The organism is Aurantimonas sp. DM33-3, assembly GCF_014334315.1.
Lineage (GTDB): Bacteria > Pseudomonadota > Alphaproteobacteria > Rhizobiales > Rhizobiaceae > Aurantimonas > Aurantimonas coralicida.
In genome coordinates this window covers 14,130-38,254 of record NZ_JACSGS010000012.1, presented here as the reverse complement: position 1 = coordinate 38,254, position 24,125 = coordinate 14,130, and the positions used below count along the sequence as shown (strand labels likewise).

At 67.5% G+C, this 24,125-nt stretch carries 16 protein-coding genes; 10 read left to right on the top strand and 6 right to left on the bottom strand.

Annotated elements, in window-relative coordinates; all coding sequences use genetic code 11:
- Positions 1-24 precede the first annotated feature (24 nt).
- Complete coding sequence (locus H9Q09_RS15765) at positions 25-228, top strand: hypothetical protein (RefSeq protein WP_024350553.1); 204 nt, start codon at positions 25-27, stop codon at positions 226-228.
- 80 nt (positions 229-308) lie between these two features.
- On the opposite strand, the gene metC is transcribed toward H9Q09_RS15765, so the two are convergent.
- On the bottom strand, positions 309-1,493 hold the full coding sequence (metC, locus tag H9Q09_RS15760; protein ID WP_246716176.1) for a cystathionine beta-lyase: 1,185 nt from the start codon (positions 1,491-1,493) through the stop codon (positions 309-311).
- A gap of 216 nt (positions 1,494-1,709) precedes the next feature.
- Between metC and H9Q09_RS15755 the strand changes: the two genes are divergently transcribed.
- The 5 genes from H9Q09_RS15755 (at position 1,710) to H9Q09_RS15735 (ending at position 7,671) form a co-directional block, all read left to right on the top strand.
- Complete coding sequence (locus tag H9Q09_RS15755; protein ID WP_040325598.1) at positions 1,710-2,729, top strand: amino acid ABC transporter substrate-binding protein; 1,020 nt, start codon at positions 1,710-1,712, stop codon at positions 2,727-2,729.
- 111 nt (positions 2,730-2,840) lie between these two features.
- Positions 2,841-4,031, top strand: coding sequence for an amino acid ABC transporter permease (locus tag H9Q09_RS15750; RefSeq protein WP_187391820.1), 1,191 nt, complete (start codon positions 2,841-2,843; stop codon positions 4,029-4,031).
- A gap of 17 nt (positions 4,032-4,048) precedes the next feature.
- Positions 4,049-5,548: an amino acid ABC transporter permease gene (locus H9Q09_RS15745; RefSeq protein WP_187391819.1), complete on the top strand. Its 1,500-nt coding sequence runs from the start codon at positions 4,049-4,051 to the stop codon at positions 5,546-5,548.
- A gap of 11 nt (positions 5,549-5,559) precedes the next feature.
- Positions 5,560-6,348 carry an amino acid ABC transporter ATP-binding protein gene (locus H9Q09_RS15740; protein ID WP_024350558.1) on the top strand — a complete coding sequence of 263 codons (789 nt, stop codon included), beginning with the start codon at positions 5,560-5,562 and terminating at the stop codon, positions 6,346-6,348.
- A gap of 159 nt (positions 6,349-6,507) precedes the next feature.
- Positions 6,508-7,671, top strand: a complete 1,164-nt coding sequence (locus tag H9Q09_RS15735) for an AI-2E family transporter (RefSeq protein WP_246716175.1) — start codon at positions 6,508-6,510, stop codon at positions 7,669-7,671.
- Positions 7,672-7,772: 101 nt separating this feature from the next.
- Here H9Q09_RS15735 and H9Q09_RS22360 read toward each other — a convergent pair whose 3' ends face one another.
- From H9Q09_RS22360 to H9Q09_RS15720, 3 genes are all read right to left on the bottom strand, one after another.
- Positions 7,773-9,833 (bottom strand): OmpA family protein, encoded by a 2,061-nt coding sequence (locus H9Q09_RS22360; protein WP_210315387.1) that lies wholly within the window; start codon positions 9,831-9,833, stop codon positions 7,773-7,775.
- A gap of 182 nt (positions 9,834-10,015) precedes the next feature.
- Entirely contained in the window at positions 10,016-11,143 is a 1,128-nt protein-coding gene (locus H9Q09_RS15725; RefSeq protein WP_348646315.1) for an FAD-dependent monooxygenase, read from the bottom strand.
- A 37-nt stretch (positions 11,144-11,180) separates the two neighbouring features.
- Entirely contained in the window at positions 11,181-11,426 is a 246-nt protein-coding gene (locus H9Q09_RS15720; RefSeq protein WP_024350562.1) for a zinc-finger domain-containing protein, read from the bottom strand.
- A 140-nt stretch (positions 11,427-11,566) separates the two neighbouring features.
- Between H9Q09_RS15720 and H9Q09_RS15715 the strand changes: the two genes are divergently transcribed.
- The 4 genes from H9Q09_RS15715 (at position 11,567) to H9Q09_RS15700 (ending at position 14,445) form a co-directional block, all read left to right on the top strand.
- Entirely contained in the window at positions 11,567-12,325 is a 759-nt protein-coding gene (locus tag H9Q09_RS15715; RefSeq protein ID WP_187391886.1) for an alpha/beta hydrolase, read from the top strand.
- Positions 12,322-13,197, top strand: a complete 876-nt coding sequence (locus H9Q09_RS15710; protein ID WP_348646312.1) for an alpha/beta hydrolase — start codon at positions 12,322-12,324, stop codon at positions 13,195-13,197. Before H9Q09_RS15715 ends, H9Q09_RS15710 begins: the two co-directional genes overlap by 4 nt.
- Positions 13,198-13,339: 142 nt before the next feature.
- A complete protein-coding gene (cysE, locus tag H9Q09_RS15705) occupies positions 13,340-14,164 on the top strand; it encodes a serine O-acetyltransferase (RefSeq protein WP_187391817.1) in 825 nt (274 codons plus the stop codon).
- A 71-nt stretch (positions 14,165-14,235) separates the two neighbouring features.
- Positions 14,236-14,445, top strand: a complete 210-nt coding sequence (locus H9Q09_RS15700; RefSeq protein WP_024350566.1) for a DUF3126 family protein — start codon at positions 14,236-14,238, stop codon at positions 14,443-14,445.
- A 93-nt stretch (positions 14,446-14,538) separates the two neighbouring features.
- Here H9Q09_RS15700 and H9Q09_RS15695 read toward each other — a convergent pair whose 3' ends face one another.
- Together H9Q09_RS15695 and H9Q09_RS15690 are read right to left on the bottom strand one after the other, a co-directional pair.
- Positions 14,539-15,141 (bottom strand): transglutaminase-like cysteine peptidase, encoded by a 603-nt coding sequence (locus tag H9Q09_RS15695; protein ID WP_187391816.1) that lies wholly within the window; start codon positions 15,139-15,141, stop codon positions 14,539-14,541.
- Positions 15,142-15,748: 607 nt separating this feature from the next.
- Positions 15,749-23,776, bottom strand: coding sequence for a hypothetical protein (locus H9Q09_RS15690; protein ID WP_187391815.1), 8,028 nt, complete (start codon positions 23,774-23,776; stop codon positions 15,749-15,751).
- Positions 23,777-24,125: the final 349 nt, after the last annotated feature.

The following is a 24,125-nucleotide window of genomic DNA, read 5'->3' as shown; positions in this document are numbered from 1 at the left end:
GGCAGACACGCTTGGAGGCAGACGATGTTACAGGCACGCTCGACGATCCTGGTGGATCATTGCAAGGCGGCCATGGCGGGCGACTTTCGCCATCCGGCCAGTGTGATGAACATGCTGGGGATCGACTACGAATACGCGCAGGACGATCCGCGCGTGGATGTCCGCGTCTTCCATGGATGTACGAACGTCCCGCGGGGACTGCCGTCCTACGTTCGCGCCATCGGTTGAGGGACGCCGCGGCCAGCCCGCAGGCCCGGTATCCAGCCAGGCCGGCCCCGCATCGGCATCGCGACGCGGGGCCCTGACGATCAGCGGCCGTGAACGGCGGCGAAGCCCGCTTCCATGTCCGCCTGCAGGTCGGCCACATCCTCGAGCCCGATCTGCAACCGGATCAGGCTGCCCGCGGCCGGTCCCTTCGCGATGGTCCGGTCGCCCAGCGACGCCGGCACGGCGAGACTCTCGTGCCCGCCCCAGGAATAGCCAAGGCCGAAGACGCGCAGCGCGTCGAGAAAGCGCTCGGCCGCATCCGCATCCCCGTCGAGAACGAAGCCGAACAGGCCACTCGCGCCGCTGAACTGACGCTGCCACAGGGCATGGTCGGGGAAGGAGGGCAGGGCCGGGTGCAGCACCTCGAGAACGTCGTCGCGACCCTCCAGCCATTGCGCCAGCGCCAAAGCGGATGCCTGGTGCCGCTCCAGCCGAACGCCCATGGTCTTCAGGCCGCGCAGGACGAGATAGGTGTCGTCGGGCGCGCCATTGACGCCGAGCTGCATCTGCGTGTCGCGGAGCTGGGCGAGGGTCGCCGCGTTCGCCGACACGCTGCCCATCATCAAATCGGAATGGCCGCCCGGATATTTGGTCAGCGCATGGATCGACAGATCGACGCCATGCTCCAGCGGCCGGAAGAACAGCGGCGTCGCCCAGGTATTGTCCAGCATCGTCACGGCGCCGCCGGCATGGGCCGCCTCGCAGACCGCGGCGACGTCCATGATCTCGAAGGTGTTGGAGCCGGGCGCCTCGAGGAAGACGACCTTCGTCTCCGGCCGCATCAGCCCGGCGATGTCCGCGCCGATATGCGGATCGTAATATTCGACGTCGACGCCCATGCGCCGCAGCGTGCCGTCGCAGAAGCGGCGGGTAGGGAAATAGACCGAATCGACCACCAGGCAGTGATCGCCGGCGGCCAGGAACGCCAGCAGCGGCACGGTGACAGCGGCCAGCCCCGACGGCACGAGGATCGTGCCCGCGGCGCCCTCGAGTTCGCTCAGCGCATCTTCGAGAACCTTGGTCGTAGGGGTGCCGGACAGGGCATAGCTGAACGGTGCCTTGGCCCGGTTCTTCAACTCCTTGGCGGTGGGAAACAGCACGGTGGAGCCGTGCACGACGGCCGGATTGACGAAACCATGCTGCGTGGATGGGTCGAACGGGCCGTGCGCGAGCTGCGTATTCACCCCCAGACGCGTGTTGCCGGGCTGCGCGGATCGAGTGCTCAATTGTTGGGCTTCCTGATTGTTTGCGAGACGTGGATTGCCGTAATCGTCAAAATCGGCGGGAGAAAAGCGTCACATGCTTGACCTGCACAAATTTATGACATGAGATCAAGCCGCCTCGTGAAGATGCGTTTGCGATGCGGCTTTGGCTGCATGGGTGCGTCTCTCAACGACAAAGAAAAGAATTGAACTGAAAACCATGCCTGGAAAGGTTTCCTGATGAAATTGAGACTTTTGACTGCCGTGCTGGGTCTGACCGTCGCCGGAGTGGCCGTCAGCGGTGCGTCCGCCCAGACGCTGCAGACGGTCAAGGATCGCGGCGTTCTGCGCTGCGGCGTCAACACCGGTCTGCCGGGCTTCGCCTCGCAGAACGATCAGGGTGCCTGGCAGGGTCTCGACATCGACTACTGCAAGGCAATCGCCGCCGCCGTCTTCGGCGACCCGTCCAAGGTCGAATACTCGCCGCTGTCGGCCGTTCAGCGCTTCCCGGCGCTGCAGAACAACGAAGTCGACGTTCTGGCCCGCAACACCACCTGGACAATGGACCGCGACACCACGCTGGGCCTGACCTTCGCCGGCGTGAACTACTATGACGGCCAGGGCTTCATGGTGAAGAAGGATCTCGGCGTGAATTCCGCGCTCGAACTGTCCGGCGCGACGGTCTGCGTGCAGAGCGGCACCACCACCGAGCTGAACCTGGCGGATTATTTCCGTACCAACAACATGGAATACAACCCGGTCGTCATCGAGTCCCAGTCGGACGTGAACTCGGCCTATGACAGCGGCCGTTGCGACGTGCTGACCACCGATGCGTCGGGTCTCGCGGCCTCGCGCCTCGAGATGGGCAATGCCGACGAGCACACCATCCTGCCGGAGATCATCTCCAAGGAGCCGCTCGGACCGGCCGTGCGCCAGGGCGACACGGAATGGTTCAACGTCGTCAAGTGGACGCACAACGCGCTGCTGAACGCCGAAGAGCTGGGCGTCACCCAGGAGAACGTCGAGGACATGAAGACCTCGGAGAATCCCGAGATCCGGCGTCTGCTCGGCGAAGACAAGAACTTCGGCGAGTCCATCGGCCTGTCGCAGGATTGGGCCGTGAACATCATCAAGGCCGTCGGCAATTACGGCGAGATCTTCGAGCGCAACATCGGTGTCGATACGCCGCTGGAAATCGCCCGTGGCCAGAACGCCCTGTGGACCAAGGGCGGCCTGCAGTACGGCATGCCGATCCGCTGAGCTGATCAAGCCGGGCCGGGCGCGTCTCTCGCGTCCGGCTCGCCCGGCGTGGCCCGTTTGCCCCTTGCGGCCGCCGGGGATCGTCAACTTCCGCAACGCCCGGGAGCGTAGATGACCGTCGAAACCCATTCCGTGCCGCGTCAGGGCGGCGGGGCCAGTTTCCTGAACAATCCGACCGTCCGCAGCATCGTCATCCAGGTCGCCCTGGTGGTCGGTATCGCGCTCTTCACGTGGTGGATCGTCGACAACACGGCGCGGAATCTCGCAGCCGCCAATATCGCGTCCGGCTTCGGCTTCCTCGCCGAGCGGTCGGGCTTCGACATCGCCATCACGCCCTTCACCTATTCGAGCAACGCCACCTATGGGGACGCGATCCTCATCGGTATCGCGAACACGCTGGTCGTGGCGATCAGCGGCATCATCCTGGCGACCATTGTCGGCTTTCTCGTCGGCATCGGGCGCCTGTCGCGCAATTTCCTCGTCCGCTCGATCTCGACCGTCTATGTCGAGACCTTCCGCAACATCCCGCCGCTGCTGGTCATCCTGTTCTGGTACTTCGGCGTCCTGTCGGTTCTGAGCGGGCCGCGCGGCATCGACGAAAGCCCGGTCGGCGTCTATCTGACCAATCGCGGCCTGCAGATCCCAGCCATCCTGTTCGAGCCGGTCGCCTGGGCCACGCTTGCGGCCTTCGCCGTCGGGACCGCGGCCACGATCTTCTACGCCAAGCGCAGCAAGAAGCATCAGATGGCCACGGGCGAGCGCCGGCCGGTGCTGTGGCCCGCCATCGGCATGATCGTCGGCCTGCCGCTCCTGGTCTTTGTGGCCACCGGAATTCCGGCGACACTGGAATTTCCCACCGCGACACGCTTCAACCTCGCCGGCGGCATCCAGATCCGGCCGGAATTCATCGCCCTGTGGCTGGCCCTGTCGATCTACACCGCGGCCTTCGTGGCGGAGATCGTGCGCGCCGGCATCCTGTCCGTCTCCAAGGGGCAGACCGAGGCCGCCTCGGCGCTCGGGCTGACGCGCGGCAAACTGCTGCGGCTGGTCGTCGTGCCCCAGGCGTTCCGGGTGATCATTCCGCCGCTGACCAGCCAGTATCTCAACCTGACCAAGAACTCGTCCCTCGGACTGGCGATCGGCTATCCCGAACTCGTCGCCGTCGGCTCGACCGTCCTCAACCAGTCCGGCCAGTCCATCGAGGTCGTGGTGATCTGGATGACGGTGTATCTCGGCCTCTCCATCACGGTGTCGCTCATCATGAACTGGTTCAACGCCAAAATGGCGCTCGTCGAGCGATGATCGGGGGCGAATAGATCATGGAAGAACAAGTCGCCCGTTTCGTTTCCACCGAGGAAAAGCTGCCGCTGCCGCCCCCGCCCAGCGAGGTCGGGTTCATCGGCAATGTCCGCCGCAACCTCTTCGCGACGCCGCTCGACAGCGTCCTCAGCGTGATCGCCGGCGCTTTCATCGTCTGGGCCGCGATGAACATCTTCAACTGGGCCTGGCTCGACGCGGTCTTCACCGGCAGCGATCGCACCGCGTGCCTGGTCGAGGGCGGTGGCCATGGCGGCGCCTGCTGGGCCTTCGTCAGCGCCAAGTTCGGCCAGTTCATGTACGGCGTCTATCCGTTCGGCGAACGCTGGCGCATCGACGTCACGGTGGTGCTGCTGGCGCTGCTGGTGGCAGGGCTCGCGATCCCGCGGGTGCCCCACAAGCGGCTGAACGCGATTCTGCTGTTCGCGGTGTTCCCGTTCGTGGCGCTGGTGCTTCTGACCGGCGGCGAGTTCCGCTTCGCCGGCGGCACGGTGGCGCTGGTCTTCCTGGTCGCGGCCGTTGCCACGCTGAGCAGCGTCCTGGCCAAGCCCGACGTCGACATCTCGCAGATGCCGGTCAAGATCGCCGCCGGCCTCGCAGGCTTTGCGCTCCTGCTGCTGCTGGTTTCGGCGGCGGTGGATCCGGATCTGTTCCGCTTCCTCGGCTACCGGTTCTCGATCCTCTCGGTCGCCGCGTTCTTCGCGTCGCTGGCGGCGATCGCGCTGGCAGTCTGGGCCGGCTTCCGTGCCGGGTCCGAGGGGGCGGGCGTCTTCGGGCTGCTGGTACCGACCCTCGCGGCGCTGGCCTTCATGGTGCTGATGACCGGCGATTTCGGGCTCCGGCCGGTTCCCACCAATCTGTGGGGCGGCCTGATGGTGACCCTGGTCGTGGCGGTCAGCGGCATTGCCGCGTCGCTGCCGCTGGGTATCCTGCTGGCGCTCGGTCGGCGTTCGTCGATGCCGGCGGTGCGGCTGTTCTGCATCGTGTTCATCGAGTTCTGGCGCGGTGTGCCGCTGATCACCGTCCTGTTCATGGCGAACTTCATGCTGCCGCTGTTCCTGCCGGAGGGCGTGACCTTCAACCAGCTCCTGCGGGCGCTGGTCGGCGTGGCGCTGTTCTCGGCGGCCTACATGGCCGAGGTCATCCGCGGTGGCCTGCAGGCGATCCCGAAGGGACAGTATGAGGGCGCCGACGCCATGGCGCTCACCTATTGGCAGAAGATGCGGATGATCATCCTGCCGCAGGCGCTGACGCTGGTGATCCCGGGGATCGTGAACACCTTCATCGGCCTCTTCAAGGACACCAGCCTCGTCTACATCATCGGCCTGGCCGACCTTCTGGGCACGGTCCGGCGCGGCTTCAACGATCCCGACTGGATCACCCCCACCACACCGGCGACCGGCCTGGTTTTTGCCGCGTTCATCTACTGGCTGTTCTGCTTCTCCATGTCGCGCTACTCGATCTACACCGAGCGGCGACTGGATACCGGACACAAAAGCTGAAGGAATCTCCCATGGCCGTCGACATCGACACCAAGCCGGGCAATGCAGACCGCATGGCTATCTCCGACGAGATCGCGGTCGAGCTTCTGGGCGTCAACAAGTGGTACGGGGAATTCCACGTGCTGCGTGACATCAACCTGACCGTGCGCCGTGGCGAACGGATCGTCATCTGCGGGCCGTCGGGCTCCGGCAAGTCGACGATGATCCGCTGCATCAACCGGCTGGAGGAACACCAGAAGGGCACCATCACCGTCGACGGGATCGAGCTGACCAATGATCTGAAGAAGATCGACGAGGTGCGCCGCGAGGTCGGGATGGTGTTCCAGCACTTCAACCTCTTCCCGCATCTGACGATCCTGGAAAACTGCACGCTGGCGCCGATCTGGGTCCGCAAGATGCCCAAGAAGAAGGCCGAGGAGGTGGCAATGCACTACCTCTCGCGCGTGAAGATCCCCGAGCAGGCCCACAAATATCCGGGGCAGCTTTCCGGCGGCCAGCAGCAGCGCGTGGCCATCGCCCGCTCGCTGTGCATGAGCCCGAAGATCATGCTGTTCGACGAGCCGACCTCGGCGCTCGATCCCGAGATGATCAAGGAAGTGCTCGACGTCATGGTCGGGCTGGCGGAAGAGGGCATGACGATGCTGTGCGTCACCCACGAGATGGGCTTCGCGCGGCAGGTGGCCAATCGCGTCATCTTCATGGATGCCGGCCAGATCGTCGAGCAGAACGAGCCGGAGGCGTTCTTCACCAATCCCGAGCACGAGCGCACCAAGCTCTTCCTGTCGCAGATCCTGCACTAAGACGCTGCCTGACATTTGCGCGGCCGGTAGCGGCCGCGTAGCAGGCCGATGGAGCAGGGCGGACGGCGCCGGTCTGCCCGGCGCCGTTCCTCCGTCACGGCAAGGGAACCTGATTGTGATCAGTCCGTTGGTGCATATCTGACCCGAGGGGATGCGCCATTGTCTGAACGATCGAGCGAGGGGCGTGAAGACAAGCGTTCCACCACCCTGTCCCCGACGATCGGCCTCGTCACCAACCAGCATATCGAAGCCGGCCCGCGCTGGGCGGTGATCGGGATCTTCTTCATCCTGTTGTTCGGGGCGCTGTATCTGACGGCGAGCTTCGTCCTGCCGGTGATCATCGCGCTGCTCTTCGCGCTGGTGATGAGCCCGGTGGTACGGTTCATGAGGAGGCGGCTGAAGATCTGGGAGCCGATCTCGGCCTTCTTCCTCGTCGTCGGCGCACTGGTGACGATGGTGCTCGGCTTCTACATGCTGAGCGACCCGATCACGAACATCGTCAACGATGCACCGCGCTACGCCGCCGCCGTGGACCAGGAACTGCGCTCGGTGCAGGAGCGGTTCGCCCGGCTGGAGGCGGCGCAGCAGAATGTCGAACAGGCCGCGGGGCGGAATGCGCCCAATGACGGCCAGCCCGACGAGGTCGTCGTCAAGAACCCCGGGCTCTTGGACAATGTGACGACCGCCGCGCCGCAGATCGTCGCTTCGGTGGGCTTCTCGTTGGTCTTCCTGTTCTTCCTGCTGGCGTCGGGCGATCTCTTTTACCAGAAGCTCGTCCGGGCCATGCCGACCCTGTCGGACAAGAAGCGGGCGCTCAACATCGCCCACGAGATCGAGCGCGAGCTGTCGCGCTACCTGTTCACGATCACGCTGATCAACGTCACCCTTGGCCTCACCATCGGCACACTGCTCTGGTGGGTGGGCATGCCGACGCCGATCATCTTCGGCGCGCTGGCGACGCTGTTGAACTTCATCCCCTATATCGGCGCGCTGATCGGCATGTTCCTCGTGGGCGTCATCGCGCTGGCCGAGTTCGGCAGCCTGTCCAACGCGCTGGCACCGGTGCTCGTCTATCTTGCCTGCACGACGGTGGAGGGCCAGCTCGTGACCCCGATGATCGTTGGCCGCCGGCTGGAGATGAACGCGGCCGCGGTCTTCCTGTCGGTGGCGTTCTGGGGCTGGATCTGGGGCGTCGTCGGCATGTTCCTGGCGGTGCCGGTGATGGTCGCCCTCAAGGTGCTGGCAAGTTATGTCGAGCCGCTCGGGCCCTTCGGCGATTTCCTGTCGGTCGGCTCCAAACGACCGACGAACGACGACGACTGACGGGGTCCGCGGCCGGGCGGTCCGTTCCCATCCCACCAGCGCTGAAACAAAAAAGGGCGGCCCGCGGGCCGCCCTTTCCTGCTCGGGTGTAACCGGCCAGCCTAGCGCTGGGCGGTGTTGACCGGCTTGACCAGCGGGGTGATGCGCCGGACGGTGACCCGCCGGTTCTCGCGGTTCTCCGCCTGCGTATCGACCTTCAGGTCCTGCTCGCCATAGCCCTGGGTGACGAGGTTCTCCGGCGGCACGTCGAAATACTGGGTCAGTGCCGTGGCGACGCCGTCGGCGCGCCGGTCGGAGAGGGCGAGATTGGCCCGCTCGCTGCCCACCGCGTCCGTATGGCCTTCGATCAGGAAGGTCTCGTCCGGGTTCTCGGCGATGACCCGTGCGATGGCATCGGCCAGCGCCTGCAGGTCGCCGACTTCCTCCTGGGTGATCTCGGCCGACCCGAAGTTGAAGTTGATCGTGCTGAGATCAATGCGGCGCACCTTGTCCCGCACGCGCTCCGACCGGCGGACCTCGTTGAGGGAGTAGATGCGATCGACGGTCTCGACGGGCGGGGCGACGATGGTCCGGTAGTAGAGCTCCTCGTCGGGATCCGTCACGTCGACGATGTAGTCCTCGCGCGGGATGCGCAGGTCGAGCGGCGGCAGGTCGGCACCCACGTCGCTGTAGTAATAGTCGTCCTGGCGCTCGTCGTCCTGATACGGATCGTAGAACAGCACGACTTCGCTGCCGTCCGGCATGATGCGCGAGCGGCGCACGACGTCGCCGTAGCGGTTGGTGATCGTGACCACCTGGACGCCGTTCGGCCGGACCACCGTCTCGCGGGTGCGATCGCCGCGCAGGCGGTCGTAGTAACGCTCCTGCGCATCGACCGCGATGCGGTCGTCGTCATTGCCGCGGATGAAATAGGCCGCAGCTCCGCCGGCGAGCGCCCCAACGGCACCGGCACCGACGATCGACAGGATGTCGCGATTGCCGACGCGATCGACGACCTCGACGCCCGGCGGCAGCGGCGCCTGCTGGTTGACGGTGGTGTTGTTCACGACGGTGTTGTTGGTGGTCGTGCTGTTGTTGATCACCGTGTTGTTCGTCGTGGTGCTGCCGGCACTGCCGTCCGCCGCTGCGGCGTTCGGCGCCTCGATCCGTTCGCCTTCCTCGGCGGTGATCGGGGTCACCTCGACCGGCTCGGCCAGCTGCTGGACGCGGGCGTCGCTCGCAGCGACCCCGCCTTCCGGCACGGTCTCGGTCTGGACGGATTCGTCAACTGCTTCGGGCTGCGATTCCGGAGCGGTCGGCTCGGGCTGCGCGGCGGTCTCGGCGGCGGGCTGCTCTTCGGTAGCGGGCTGCTGGTCGGCCGCAGGCTGCTCCCCGGTTGCTGCGTCGGCCGGCTGGTCAGGCGACGTTTCCGCCGGCTGTCCGCCGGTGTCGGCCGCGGGCACAGTTTCGTCGGTCGGCGCAGTGGTGTCACCGTCCGTGGTCTCCGGCTCCGCTGCCTCGGCAGGTGCCTCGGACTGGGGCTCGGCGGCCGGCTCGGCCGGCGTGGCGTCGGCATCCTCTGCCGCAGGCGCTTCGGGTGCCACGTCCTCAGGCGCGGCTTCCGCCGCAGGCTCGGACGGGGTTTCGGTTTCGGCGGCGGGCTCCTCTACCGGCGTCTCGGCAGCCGGTTCAGTGGCCTGCGGCTCGGCTGCAGGAGCCTCCTCGACGGGTTCCGCCGGGGCTTCGGCCTCGACCGGGGCCGCTTCCTCGGGAGCCGACTCAGGCTCTGCCTCAGGTGCTTCGGCCTGGGGCTCTGCAGCCTGGGGTTCTTCGGCGGGGGCTTCGGCTGCCGGCGCCGGCTCAGGCGCGACGGGATCTGCCGGCGCTTCGGCCGGCGGTGCCTCGGGTTCGGGTGCGGGCTCTGCCGGCGGCTCCTCGATGGGAGCGGGCTGCGGCTCGGCGGCGGGCTCCTCGACTGGTGCGGCTTCCTCTACCGGGGCGGGTTCCTGCGCAGCCGGAGCTTCCGGCGCGGGGGCCGCGTCCTGCGGCAGCAATTCCTCGGCCTGCGCGACGCGGATGGTCGCCGCCTCCTGCGCGTAAGCGGCGATAGGCCCTGAGAGGGCTGTCGAGGCCGCCAGCGCGGCGACACCGACGAACCTGCCGGTCCTGTTACTTTTCGGCATGTAAATGACCTTTTCGAAACCGTCCCTTGCAGCATTGAGAGGTCGCACGGCCGGTTTCGCGGTCCGGTGCCAGTCCTCCCGCCCGCCATGGCTGCCGGCCGGCTGGCCGGTGCACCCATGTCGAGGCGAGGCAGGAACGTTCCACCGGTGCCGCTGTTCCGCGACGGGCAGTGTTCGGTTGATTAATCCCTGGGCGGGCGCCAGTCGTAGAGCCAGGCGAGATCGCCGGCGAGACTTTCCGCCGAGCGCGATGCCAGCACCGCATTGCGGCCGAGGCTGAGCGGAAACGGCAGGTGATAGACGAAGCGGTGAAAGCCGACCCGCGACCGGACCCTGTCGATCCGTGGCCGACGCTCTGTCTCGTAGCCCCCCAATGCATTGCTCAAGTCGGCGGCGCGATCGAGATGAGTGGCGAGCACCGCCGCATCCTCGATGGCCATGGCCGCGCCCTGCGCCGCATAGGGCAGCATGGCATGGGCCGCATCGCCGATCAGGATCAGGCGGTCATCGAGATGGCGCCAGGGCCGTGCGCCGGTCACCGCTTTCAGGGGCCAGGCCGTGAAGGTGTCCACTGACTCGATCAGGCCGCCGAGCCGCCGGTCCCATCTCGAAAAGCGTGCCGGAAGGTCTGCGGCGTCCGGCGAACCGCCCGCAGGCTCGATGAGGACGAGATTGGTCTCCCGTCCGCCGGTAATCGGGTAGGCGACCGCATGACGGCGCGGGCCCAGCCAGGCTTCGATACCGGCAGGCGGCATAGCCGCGGCGCTGTCGGCAACACGGCCGCGCCAGGCGAGGGCGCCCGTGGCCGCCGGTCCGCCCAGGCCGAGCCGTTGGGCCGTGGGCGAGTTCACGCCGTCCGCGGCGATGACGAGCGGCGTCTGCAGGATCTCGGTGCCATCGGGGCTGATGGCTTCGACGCGCAGATCGTCGCCATCCCGGACGACGGCGCCGATGTCCCGGCCGAGCCGAAGATCGATCCGGCTTGAGGCCGCGGCGGCGCGTACGAGCCAAGCCTGGAGATCGGCCCGGTGAATGGAGAGGTAGGGCGTTCCGTCGGTCGAACTGACCGGCACCGACGCGATCGCACGCCCGGTCCGGGCGGCATGCAGGGTGACGGTTTCGGCCACCGTGCCGCGCGCCTTCAGATCGTCCAGATCGCCGAGACGGGCGAGAACCCGCAGCGCATTGGGCGACAATTGCAGGCCAGCCCCGACCTCTTCCAGCCGGGGGGCACGCTCGACGACGATGCAGGGACGATCGCGGCGCGCCAGTTCCAGCGCCATCGTCAGGCCGGCCATGCCGGCACCGATGATGACGACCGGCCGCGTCCGGTCGATGGCGCCTATGTCAGGCGGCCTTCTCTTCGAACTGGCAGCCGGGAGGAATCGTGTCCCAGCCCTTCAGCGAGGAATTATAGCGATAGAGGGTCGAGCAATAGCTGCAGACCATCTCACCCTCGTCGCCCATGTCGAGATAGACATGCGGATGGTCGTGCGGCGGGTTGGCGCCGCAGCACATGAATTCGTTGACGCCGACCTCGATCAGATCATGTCCGGCATCGTTCTGGAAATGGGGGATCGTGTGCCCGGCCATTGCGGCTCGCCCTCGGCTCGGTTGCGCTATGGCGCGGACCATAATGGCGCCGGTCGCGAATGAACAGGGGGTGGCGAAACCTCCGTCATGGCTCTAATGCGCCTGTGACGTCCGATCGGAAAAACACGAGAATGGCAGCCATGGACACCTTCACCAGCGACGGTCTGCAACTGGCCTTCACCGATACCGGCGAGCGCGACCGGCCCGCCGTGCTGCTCGTCCACGGCTTCGCCTCGTCGATGCGGGTGAACTGGATCGACACGGGCTGGGTGAAGACCCTGAACGAGGCCGGCTACCGCGTCGTCGCCTTCGACCATCGCGGCCATGGCCAGAGCGCCAAGCCGCAGGACGAGGCGGCCTACACGCCGCAGAAGATGGCCGGCGACGTGGTCAACCTGCTCGATCATCTCGACATCGGCCAGACCGTGATCTTCGGCTATTCCATGGGCGCGCGCGTATCGGCCTTCACCGCGCTGGCGGCGCCGGAGCGCATCTCGAGGATCGTCTTCGGCGGTCTCGGCATCGGCCTCGTCGCGGGCGTCGGCGACTGGGACCCGATCGCCGCGGCGCTGCTGGCACCCTCCCTCGACGACGTCACCGATCCGCGCGGGCGCATGTTCCGGGCCTTTGCCGACCGCACCCGCAGCGACCGGCATGCGCTGGCCGCCTGCATCTCCACCTCGCGGAAGGAACTGACCGAGGCCGAGGTCGGGCGGATCGCCCAGCCGACTTTGATCGGCGTGGGCACCACCGACGACATTGCCGGTTCGCCCGACGCGCTCGCCGCGCTGATGCGGAACGCCCGGGTCTTCGCCATCGAGGGCCGGGACCACATGCTCTCGGTCGGCGACCGCACCTTCAAGGCGGAGGTCCTGCGCTTCCTGGGCGAGGCTGCGTGACTACACGGCGTATGGAATGGGCGGGGGCCGGCGGCCATCGCCTCGTCGCCGACCGTCCGGTAGCGGACGGCCATCCGGTGCTGCTCCTGCACGGCGGCGGGCAGACCCGGCAGGCCTGGTCGCATGTCGCCGGCCTTATGGCCGGGCGCGGCCTGTCGCCGATTGCCGTGGACCAGCGCGGCCATGGCGACAGCGAATGGATCGCCGGCGGCGGCTACAGCTTCTTCGATTTCGGCGCGGATGCCGGCGCGCTCGCGGATGCGATCGCCGTTCAGGCCGGGGCCAAGCCCGTGGCCGTCGGCGCGTCGCTGGGCGGCATTGCCAGCCTGCTTGCGCAGGGCGAAGCTGACCGCTTCGCCGCGCTGATCCTCGTCGACGTGACGCCGAGCCTCAACGAGGATGGTGTCGCCCGTGTCCATCGCTTCATGACCGACCGGCTGGCCGACGGCTTCGCCAGCCTCGAGGAAGCGGCGGAGGCGGTCGCCGCCTATCTGCCCAACCGGCGGCCTTCGGGGTCGTCGAAGGGGCTGGCCAAGAATCTGCGGCGCTCGGCGGACGGCCGCTATCGCTGGCACTGGGACCCGGCATTCATCGACGGGCCGAACAGCGTCGCCATGCGCCGCGACGCGGCGCGCACGGCAATGATCGCCGCGGCGCAGGCGCTGACCATTCCGACGCTTCTGGTGCGCGGCGGCCGCTCGGACATGGTCACGAGTGCGGAGATCGACGAGTTCCGCAGCCTCGTCCCTTCGGCCGAGTTCGTCGACATCGCCGGTGCGGGGCATATGGTGGCGGGCGACCGCAACGACGTTTTCGGCGATGCGATCCTCGATTTTCTCGCCCGGCATGGCTTTGCCACGCCGGCTGGCTGAGGCGCGCACCGAGCCCCCGTGCGGGCCGATCGCGGCGCCGGAACGCAGCGTTCCGCTGCCGCGGCTTCCCCTGACGGCTTCGCGCGCCTATCTTTGACACTGACCAGGCGCCGTTTCGGCGCATCCCGACCGGGAGACTTCCATGAGCAGCATGAGCTCGCATTCCCACGAGACCCTTCAGGCCGTCGATCCGATCTGGGCCCAGGTCCGGCTGGAGGCGGAGGACGTCGCGGCGCGTGAACCGGTTCTGTCCGGCTTCGTCTATCCGACGATCATCAATCAGCGCAGCCTGGAGGCGGCGCTGATTCATCGCGTCTCGCAGCGGCTGGACCATCCGGATCTGCCGGCCGTGACCATCGCCCAGGCCTTCGCCGACATGCTGGATGCCGACGACAGCTTCCGCGCGACGCTGCGCACAGACATCCAGGCGGTCTACGACCGCGACCCGGCGTGCGAGCGCTATCTGGAGCCGCTGCTCTACTTCAAGGGCTTCCACGCCATCCAGACGCACCGGCTGGCCCACTGGCTGTGGAACGCCGGCCGGCGCGACTTCGCGCTCTATCTGCAGGCGCGGTCGTCGGCGGTGTTCCAGACCGACATCCATCCGGCCTCGCGCATGGGGCGCGGGATCTTCCTCGATCACGCGACGGGGCTGGTCGTCGGCTTCACCGCCGTGATAGGCGACAACGTCTCGATTCTTCAGGACGTCACGCTCGGTGGCACCGGCAAGGAATTCGGCGACCGCCATCCGAAGATCGGCAGCGGCGTCCTGATCGGGGCAGGTGCGAAGATCCTCGGCAATATCCGCGTCGGCGAGTGCTCGAAGATCGCGTCGGGTTCGGTGGTGCTGAAGGAAGTGCCGCCGCATACCACCGTGGCTGGCATTCCCGCGCGGGTCATCGGAACGGCCGGCGATTGCGACGAGCCGGCCCGGGCGATGGACCAGTGCTTCGAACGGAACGACTGAGCGGCGTCCGAGGATTGAAACGATTGACCGGCGCCTAGCTACAGGCGTCCCAGACGATCCAGGAGAATGCTGTGAAGCCCGACGAAATCCGCAAGCTCGAAGCCTACCTCAGGAGCAGCTTCAAGACCGCAGACATCAAGGTCCGCGCGCTGCCGAAGAGTGCCGACTCGGCGGAAGTCTATCTCAACGACGAATTCGTCGGACTGCTCGCGAAGGATACCGAGGAGGGCGAATTGTCCTACCACCTCACCATGACGATCCTGGACATCGACCTCGAGTAGACGTCGCGGTCGATTCGACCCGGCAAACGAAAGAGCCGGCCGTGAAAACGGCCGGCTCTTTTTGTGTCTGTCAGGCCTCGTGCCGGGCTCGCCTCAGCGAACGCTGCCGACCAGAAGGTTGCGGTCGTCGGCGATCGCGACCCATTTGCCGGCGTTCCGCTCGGACTGGCGCTTGAGATACTGGTAGTCGGTGTCGGTCCACGCCAGGACGCGGTCGTCGAGATTGTCGAGAACGTAGTCGCCCTGGTCGGTGCGCACGGTCAGCACGGCATGGCCTTCGCCGTTGGGCTGGCGCACCACGGTGATCAGCACCGCCGAGGTCGGAATGCCGGCCCGCTCCAGCATGTACTGCTTGAGCAGAACGAAGTCTTCGCAATCGCCCTGGACGGTTGGGTAGGACCAGAGCTCCGGCACGCCGTGCATTTCCGCATCGGTGCGCGGGAAGATGTTGGTGTTGACCGCCATGTTGATCTCGACGATCTGCGCCCAGACTTCGCGGGTCAGCTTGACCACGGCGACAGAGGCGTTGCGGGTACAGGTGCTGGGATAGCTCTTGCAGAACTCGTAATGGCCGACCGGCTGGGAGGTCTGGCTGGTCGTGGCCATGGCGGGGGCCGCTGCGGCGCTCGTCGTCCCCGCGCCCATGGCGAGGAGGAACCCTGCTGCGATCGCGACCTGCTTGATGACGTTCTGCATGTGCTTTCTCCTCGTTCGTGAGGAGACAATGCGCGTTCCATTTTACTTTGAAGCGAAATGTAGTCACCGCATTTGCATCGAATTTTAGGTGGTTTGTTACCGGATATACTTTCTCTATGTTGAACCCATCAGGCCAAATTGCAGCGTCGTCGTTTGCCTTTCGGCAACCACGCTGGCGGGGCCGGGAACTCGCGCGGGCGCGCCAGGGTGGCGGACAGCGGGGTGACTGCGCCCGGAATGGGCCGTCAGGCGCCGGGTCCGCCGGGGCTTTCGATCGTGGGATCTGTACGGGAAAGCCGGAATCCGAGGGGATTGCGGGCGGAGCAGCACTGGCTGCGAGCTGCAACGCCGACGCCGCGCTGGGAATGACGGCAGGGCCGCCGGACGTGAGCACCGCGCCGGTGCGTGCTTGTTCGCCAAGCCCCGTTAGCGGAGGTAGCAGCCGCTCGCAGGCGCATCGGTGCCTTCGAGACTGGCCTCAGCTCTTAACGGAGTGCGGCACAGCGCTTTCGCCCCGCCGAAAAAACTTCGGCCACGGACGAAAATCGTCCGTGGCCGAGGAAGTGTTGGAAGCAGCCGCCGGATGGCGGCTGCCTGTTCGCCTGGATCAGGCGTCGAAGCGGCCCGAAGCATGGGCCAGCATCGTATAGACCTTCCCGGTGTCCGAGGTGAGGTAGGTCCGGCTGCGGGCATTGTCCGGGTCGCTCTTGGCGATGTCGGCCAGAAGCGTCTCGAAGTCGCCGATATAGCGATCGACCGCGGCACGGAACTCGGTGTCCCGCTGATATTTGCGACGGATCTCGTCGAAGGTCTGCTGCCCCTTCATCGTATAGAGGCGGCGGGTGAAGACGTTGCGCTCACCCTTGCGATAGCGCTCCCACAATTCGATCGACGCCTTGTGGTCGATCGCCCGGGCGATATCCACCGACAGCGAGTTCAGGGATTCCACCACATGGTCCGGCGAACGGCCTTCCGGCGCCGTCGGGCTGCGGTCCTGGCCCGCGGCAGGCGCCGCCGGCTGGACGGGAGCATTGTCGTCCTCATCCTGCGACGCGCGGCGCAGGAGGTCGGAGACCCAGCCGCCGGGCTCGCCGGTTCCGCGATCGGCGGCCGGCTCGCTGCGCGCAGCGCTCGGTGCCGGTGCGGCGGGACGGGCCGGAGCACGCAGCGGTGCCGCGGGCGTGCGCTGCTGGGCGGGTGCCGGTGCGGGACGGGCCGGGGCCTCGCTCCGCGGCTCGGCGGCCGGAGCCTGTGCACGCGGCGGCGTGTCGTAGTTCGAGCCACGCAGATCATGCGCCAGATTGCCGTCGGTCATGAAGGATGCAGCGATCTGGTCCTCCACATCCTGCTCTTCCTCGGCGGTGAACACCGGAGCCTCGGGCTGGCGTGCCACGGCGGCCGCTGCCGAATGCCGCGGTGCGGACTGGCTGTAGCTCGGCGCCGCGGTCCTGGCCCGCGGCTCGGCGGGTGCCTGGCTCCGCTCGGGGCCACGGCTCGACACGTCGAAGGCACGGCCCGAATGTGAGACGACATCCGACAGGTCCCGCAGTGCGCGGATCTGGTCGGCGACGGCACGGCGCATGGCCTCGGTGCTTTCGCGCGCCTCGTCCGGCAGCTCGAACACGCCGCGCTTGATGTCGGCGCGCGCCGTTTCCAGCTCCTGGCGGATTTCCTCGGCAGTGCGACGGATTTCCGCGGTCGCGCCGTCGAAGCGCGCGCTGGCGTCCTCGATGACCGACTGGATCGCCTGACGCATCGCCTCGGCGGTGGCGCGGGAGCGCTCCTCGGTGGTCTGCAGCTGACGGTCCGCCTCGACCAGCGTCTCGCCCATCTCGGTCGACAGACGCGAGGAGATGAGGCGCGAGCGCTGCTCGGTGCGATCGAACAGGCCGCCCATCAGTTCCTCGAAGGAATGGAGCAGCGAGCCGATCTCCTCGGAGCGCTTGACGAGACCTGCCGACAATTCCTCGATGCCGCCATGGCCGGCTTCGAGGGTCGCGCGGAGGTTGGCTTCGCCGGTCTCGATGAGCCGGACCGCCTCGCCGAGGACCGTTCCGTGATCCTGGAAGCGGTCGGCGATCGCCGAGACCTTGGAGAAGGCCGTCATGGACAGCTTGTCCAGGCGTTCGACATTGCTCTCCAGGAGGCGCGACGACAGCGAGATCGAGTTGGAGGCTTCCTCCGTCTCCTGGCTGAAGCGGGCGCCGGATTCGCGCAGCGTCTGATCGATCGCGCCGAGGTTCTCGACAGCCTCGTCGACCAGCCCGCGCAGCGAGCCGCTGGTCTGGGACAGCCGGCCGACCAGCGAACCGATCTCCTGCTGCAGGCTGTCGCGGATATCGGACACGGCGCCGACGGCGCTGGCGGTCTTCTCCTCGAAGCTGCCGATGATGTCGCCGGACGAACGGTTGAGCGTCTCCACCACTTCGCTCGCACGGCGGCCGAGGGCCGAGACCAGCGCCGCATTTTCGCTGCGCAGCTTGTCGGACGCATCACGCGTCGTCGTCTCGATCATCCGGGCGAGTTCGGTGCCGTTCTCGCCGAGGCGCTCGAACACCGGCCGGGCTTCCTCGTCGAGGATGCGGCTGATCTCGGCGCTGCGCGAGCTGAGCAGGGTCGCGAGGGTGCGGGTCCGCTCGTCGATATCCTCGCCCATGACCCGGGCCCGCGCCGCGATGATGCGGTCGGCTTCGCCCATGCGGGTCGACAGGTCCTGGCCCAGCGAGCCGGCACTGTCGAGAAGCTCCTGGCGGGCCCGCTCGGTCTCGAGCTGGATCGCGGCGGAGATCGACGCGAACTGGCTGGCCAGTTCACCGCCCTGGGCGAGCATCAGCTCGCGGGCGCTCTCGGCATCGCGGCTGAGGGTCTGGGAAGCGTTGTCGACATCGCCGCGCAGCTGCGTGGCCACGGCGTAGACGCCGTCGCGCATCGACTGCGAGGCATTGGCCAACTCGTCGCGGATGAGGCGGGTTGCCTCTTCGAGTTCGCCGCGCAGGGCGTTGCTTGCCAGCATCTCCGAGAGCTGGGTCGTGACGCCGCCAAGCTCCTCGCTGAAGCGTTCGGCGCGCTCTTCCAGGGTCGCGGCGACCCGTTCGGTCTCGCCGCGGATCTGGTAGGAGGCGCCCGAGAGGCGGCGGGTGAAGCCTTCGGTGTTCTCGCGCAGCGCCACTTCGGCCGCTTCGGTCATCTCGCGCATGCGCGCCGTGGCCGCTTCGACCTGCTCGGCGATCGCGCCGGCGTCGGAGACGAAGCGCTGGCGGCTTTCGTCGCCGGCCGAGCGGATCTGTTCGCTGGCCTCGCCGAACTGGGCGGCGAAGTCGCGGGTGTTGCGCTCGAACTCGCTGGCAATGGTGGTGGTGATGCCCGAGAGGCTGTCGGCGAGCGCGACGCGCTGCCCGGCCAGGCTCTCGCGGACCTCTTCGGTCTCGCTGCGCAGCGTGCCCGAGATCTCGGTGATCGAGCGCGCTAGTTCCTCCGCCTCGGTGGCGAAGCGCGAACGCGACTGCTCCGACAGGGAGCGGATGACCTCGGCAGCGCCGCTGATGTTTTCGGCGATCCGGCCACCTTCGCCGACCAGCGTGGTGCTGGCTTCGGCCGCGCGGCCCGCCAGATCGTCGGCGAGGGATGCCAGCCGTTCGGCCAGACGATCGGCTTCGCCGGCAATGCGCAGACGGGCTTCCTCGCCGGAGGCCTGGAACAGGCGGTCGATGCCGGAGACGCTCTCGGCGATCTTCGCGGTCTCGCCTTCGAGGCCTTCGCGGGCCTGCCTGGCTTCGAGGCTCATGGCCGTGGTCGCTTCGGCGATCGCATGGCGCAGCGAGTCGGCGATCTTGGCCGTCGAGGTGTTGAGGGTGCGCTCGACATTGCCGAGGCCGCGCTCCAGTGCCGACGAGATGGCGTCGGAGCGCTGGTCGATGGCACCGGTCAGGTTGCTGGAACCCGATTCGAGCGCGCTGAGCAGGTCGTCGCGGCGGGCTTCCAGCGAGGTCGAGACGTCGCCGACGCTCTGCTCGATGGCCCGGCGCACGTCGTCGGCCCGGTCCCCCAGGGTCGCCGAGGCCGAGCGTGCGGCCTCCTCGACGATCGAGGCGAGGCTGTCGCGCCGTTCTTCGAGGGCTGCCGACAGCCGCATGTCGGCTTCGAACAGCGCTTCGGTCATGCCGTTGACGCGCTCTTCGATGGCCGCGGCGATCGAGGTGCGGCCGGCTTCGAATTCCTGGCTGATCCGCGCGGTGCGCTCGTCGAGGCCGTCGAGGATCGAATTCTGCGAGCCGTCGACCATGCCGTGGATGGCGGCCATCCGCTCGTCGAGCCCGTCGATGAGGACGGTGCGGGCTTCCTCCAGCAATCCGCGCATGGCGGCGGTGCGGGCATCGAGACCCTCGGTGACGCGCATGACGCGCTCGTTGACTTCCTCGTTCAGCGTGGACGTGCGGCCGTCGAGTTCGCCGATCAGGCTGTCGCGGCCCTCCTGCATGACAGTGCGGATCCGGTCGAACCGGCCGTCCAGGCTCTGGCCCAGCGATGCCTCGACGGATTCGGCCGCGCTGCGCAGATGGCTGGTGCGCTCTTCGAGCCCATCCACAACCATCGACAGGGCGTTCTCGATCGCAACGAGCTGCGCGCCGGCATTGATGGCGATGTCGTCACCGAAGGACTGGGTCCGATCGGCCATCTCCTGGCGCAGGCGTTCGGTCTGGCTGTCGACGTCGCCGACGATCGCGGTGCGCGATTCCTCGACCACGTTGCGCAGGGCCTGAACCCGCTCGGACAGGTCGTCTGCCACCTGACGGACGGCGTCGTCGAACCCGCCGGTGATGCCGGCGATGCGCTCGTCGAGAGCCGAGAGAAGGGCGCCGTGGGTTTCTTCTGACAGCGAGCGCAGCACGCTGGTGCGCTCGTCGAGTGTGGTGCGGATGGCGGCGTGACGGTCGTCGAGACCGGCGAGCAGGGCATCCTGCGCGCTTGCCATCTGGGTCTGGTTGGCGGCGATGCGGTCGGCGAGGCCGGCGGTCAAATTGCCGGTCCGGGCGTCGATGTCGCCGATCAGGCGCCCGCCCTGTTCCTCCAGCCCGCTGATGAAGCGGACGGATTCCGACTGCAGCGACTGGTGGAAGCGGCCGACCCGGTCGGCCAGAAGGCTGGCGATGGCATCGATGCGCTGGTCGAGCCCGTTGACCAGGCCGTCACGGCTGTCGGCAACGAGGCTTTCGATGGCCTCGCGGCGCTCGTCGAGGAGACGGGCCATTTCGCGGGTCTTCTCGTCGACGCCCTCGGCCATGGCGCCCTGGGCGCTGCCGACGAGGCTTTCCATCTTGGCGACGGTCGCCTCGATGACCTGGGTGAGCGAGGCGCCGCGATCGTCCAGGCTGCCGATGAGGCTCTGCTGGGAGAAGGCGAAGGCGGCTTCGATGTCCTCGCTGTGGTCGGCAATGCTTTTCTCGATGGCGCCGACGCGCCCGTCGAGGGCGGCCCGCAGGCCTTCGGCGCTGCGTTCGACCATGGCCTCGATTTCCTCGCGGCGCTGCCCGAGCAGTTCCTCGAGGCGCGCGGCGGTCCGCTCGAGCGCGGCATCCATTTCGCCGGCCCGCGCCTGGATGTTCTCGACGCGGCTGTCGCTGGCGAGATCGAAGGCGAGAAGGCGATCGTCGAGCGTTCCGGCAAGCATGCCGGCGCGTTCGTCCATGATGGCGTTGAGGCCCGCAATGCGCTCGTCGAAGAGGGTCCGGAGCTGGCCAGTGCGCTCCTCCAGCGCCGACTGGCTCAGCGTCACGGCGTCGCCGGCGCGCATCGTCAGTTCGGTATGGCCGCGCTCGAAGGCGTCCATGATCTCGCGCGAGCGCTCGGCGAGGGCGCCGGCAAACTCCTGCGAGCGTTCGGCCAGCACCTGCGAAACCCGGTCGGTCGACCGGTCGACGGCCTCGGCCCGCGCCTCGATGGTGGCAACCAGCGAGCCGCCGGTCTCGGTCAGCGTGTGATCGATCGCCGCAAGGCGGCTGTCGAGATCGCCGAGGGTGCGGCTGGACGTGTCGGACAGCATCCGCGCGGCCTGTTCCGTGCGCTCGCCGAGGCTCGATTCCAGCGTCTGCAGGAAGCGGCCGGATTCCTCTTCGAGCCGGTTGCGGCGGCTGTCGATGTCCTCGGTCAGGCTGGACAGGAAGAGACCGTTCTTCTCGCCGATCTCGCGCATGCGGGTCTCGAACGCCTCGTCGAGGCTCGCCAGGAAGGTCTGGCTGTCCATCGTGAGACCGAGCGAACGGTCGTCGAGAACGCTGGTGAGGTCGGCAAGGAACTTCTCGCTCTCGCCGGCGACCGCTTCGCCACGCGCCTTGAGCAGGCCGGTGACCGCATCGCCCGAGGCGGACAGGCGAGCGGTGATGTCGTTGCCGACGTCGGACAGACGGCCGACGAAGCCGTTCGAGCGCTCGTCGATCTCGCGCAAGCGTTCCTCGAACGCACCGTCGAGGCTGGACAGGAAGGTCTCGCCGTTCATGGCGATGCCGATGGCGCGGTCGTCGAGAACGCCGGTGAGGTCGGCGAGGAACTTCTCGCTCTCGCCGGCGACCGCGTCGCCCTGCGCCTTGAGGAGGCCGGTGACCGCGTCGCCCGATGCGGACAGGCGGGCGGTGATGTCATTGCCGACGTCGGAGAGGCGGCCGACAATGCCGTTGGAGCGCTCGTCGATCTCTCGCAGGCGTTCCTCGAACGCGCCGTCGAGGCTGGACAGGAAGGTCTCGCCATTCATGGCGATGCCGATGGCGCGATCGTCGAGAACGCCGGTCAGGTCGGTGAGGAACTTCTCGCTCTCGCCGGCCACCGCTTCGCCGCGGGCCTTGAGGAGACCGGTGACCGCGTCGCCCGAGGCGGAGAGGCGGGCCGTGATGTCGTTGCCGACGTCGGACAGGCGGCCGACGAAGCCGTTGGAACGCTCGTCGATCTCGCGCAGGCGTTCCTCGAACGCGCCGTCGAGGCTGGACAGGAAGGTCTCGCCATTCATGGCGATGCCGATGGCCCGGTCGTCGAGAACGCCGGTCAGATCGGTGAGGAATTTCTCGCTGTCACCCGCCAGCGTGTCGCCGCGCGTCTGCAGCAGGCCGGAGATCGCTTCTCCGGCGGCGGAGATGCGCTCGATCAGGTTGCGGCTGCGGTCGTCGAGATCGGCCGTGCGCAGTTCGATCAGCCGGGCAACCTCGTCGCCGCTCTCGCTCAGGCGGCTGGTCGCGTCGTCGGCGCTCTTGGTGATGCGCGCGATCAGGCTGTCGCTGTCCTTCGCCAGGCTCTCGCGTGCATTGCGGGTGTGCTCGTCCACCAGGCTGACGAACTCGTCGCTGCGCCGGGTGTAGTCGCGGGCGAGGGCGTCGCCGCGCTCGTCGAGCAGCGTGGTGAAGCGGCGGGAAGCGTCCTCGATCCGCGACAGGATATGGTCGGAGGCGCCATCGACATCCTCGACCAGACGCTGGTGCGAACCGACGACGGCCGAGCGCAGGCGCTCGGCATGGGACAGCATCGCGTCGCGCTCGGCGCCGAGATCGTTGACAAGGCCGCGGATCTTGGCCTCGTTGTCGGCATAGGCGCGCTCCAGCGAGCTCACCTCGTTGTGGACGACATTCTCCAGTTCGGCGGTGCGCGCCAGGGCGCGCTCGACGCCTTCGCCGAGGGCGGCGACCTCGCGGCGCACGGCCTGGCCGACGCTCATGACGCGCTCGGTGGCGATGGATTCCGGCTCGGCCAGTCGCAGGGCGACTTCCGCCATGGACCGGCTCATCAGGCGCATGTCGGCCGACCGGCGGACCATCACGGCGAAGGCCATGATCAGCAGCACCGGAATAACCAGCACGGCGGCCATGACCGCCAGTTCCGACTGGCGGAACGGATCGGCAATGCCATCCGACAGGGTCGCGATGTCCGATCCGTAGAGGTCGTAGCTAATATAGCCGACGATTCCGACCCAGGCGGCCGAGACGGCGGCACCGATCCAGATCGGCAGCATCGACGCGCGACGGCTGAGAAGGGCATCGGCCATCACCGAGGTGCGGCGCTCCTCGTCATTGGCCGCGGGCTGGGAATAGGCGCGGGGCGCTTCGCTCGGCTCGGGCCGGCGCTCCGCGGTGTCGGGGCGCGGCGCGGCCTGCGCGGCCGGACGTTCGCGGGCGGGAGCAGCGGCCGGGCCCGGCTGCGGCGACGGCGCTGCCTTCTGGCGCGGCACGTCGGCGGCTGGCTGGCGGGCCGGGCGCGATGCGGCCGGCGGTGCCTGGCGGGGCGTCGGGGCAGGGCTGCGCCGGGGCGCCGGGCGGGCCGTATGCGGCTCGTACTCGGTCTCGGTGCGCGGAGCCTGATCCTCGGTCGGCGTGTCGAACGCGACGAAATCGGCCAGCGAGGCGCGGCGCACACCCGTCGCGGGCCTGGCCTCGGCGCTCTCCGTCCTCAGCTCGCCCGCGGTCTCGCTGATCTGCCGTTCGAAATCGTCGAAGGAGAACTCGACATCGGTGCGGTCGGCGGCGGAGGGTTGATCGAGCTGTCCCGAAGCGACTGTCGCGCCATCGTCGGAACCGGCCTCGAAATCCTCACGCAGCGCTTCCTCGATCGCGTTGACCGTATCGTCTGAAAGCTGGTCGATGGATTTGGTCTGGGACATTTCCGTCGCGCCTCAATACTCGTTACTCTGGACCCGCTCGGCATATGGGCCACCGAAGCGGCGACAGGTTTTCAGGCCTCGCCGAATTCGGACGCAGTCAACCGTCAACACCCGGCCAGAGGCCATCGGACAGTTTCGCACGATTGATGCTAGTTAGCGACCGCGTCGAAAGAAACCGTAAAAGGGCCCGATCCCTACAAGTTTAAACATAAGGTTAACGATAAACCGGAATTCGCGCCGGGCCCGCTGGAGTCCAATTCTAGGCCGACATGGCACATCTGCAACGCTTTGGGGCAGGTTCCGGTCAGCGCGCTTAACGCTTCCTCCATTCCGGCGGTTGATGATCGAA

Excerpts from the sequence above, each read along its gene's own strand:
- H9Q09_RS15765 (WP_024350553.1), top strand. The coding sequence starts at position 25 with ATGTTACAGGCACGCTCGACGATCCTGGTGGATCATTGCAAGGCGGCC.
- H9Q09_RS15755 (WP_040325598.1), top strand. The coding sequence starts at position 1,710 with ATGAAATTGAGACTTTTGACTGCCGTGCTGGGTCTGACCGTCGCCGGA.
- H9Q09_RS15750 (WP_187391820.1), top strand. The coding sequence starts at position 2,841 with ATGACCGTCGAAACCCATTCCGTGCCGCGTCAGGGCGGCGGGGCCAGT.
- H9Q09_RS15745 (WP_187391819.1), top strand. The coding sequence starts at position 4,049 with ATGGAAGAACAAGTCGCCCGTTTCGTTTCCACCGAGGAAAAGCTGCCG.
- H9Q09_RS15740 (WP_024350558.1), top strand. The coding sequence starts at position 5,560 with ATGGCCGTCGACATCGACACCAAGCCGGGCAATGCAGACCGCATGGCT.
- H9Q09_RS22360 (WP_210315387.1), bottom strand. The coding sequence starts at position 9,833 with ATGCCGAAAAGTAACAGGACCGGCAGGTTCGTCGGTGTCGCCGCGCTG.
- H9Q09_RS15720 (WP_024350562.1), bottom strand. The coding sequence starts at position 11,426 with ATGGCCGGGCACACGATCCCCCATTTCCAGAACGATGCCGGACATGAT.
- H9Q09_RS15715 (WP_187391886.1), top strand. The coding sequence starts at position 11,567 with ATGGACACCTTCACCAGCGACGGTCTGCAACTGGCCTTCACCGATACC.
- cysE (WP_187391817.1), top strand. The coding sequence starts at position 13,340 with ATGAGCAGCATGAGCTCGCATTCCCACGAGACCCTTCAGGCCGTCGAT.
- H9Q09_RS15695 (WP_187391816.1), bottom strand. The coding sequence starts at position 15,141 with ATGCAGAACGTCATCAAGCAGGTCGCGATCGCAGCAGGGTTCCTCCTC.
- H9Q09_RS15690 (WP_187391815.1), bottom strand. The coding sequence starts at position 23,776 with ATGTCCCAGACCAAATCCATCGACCAGCTTTCAGACGATACGGTCAAC.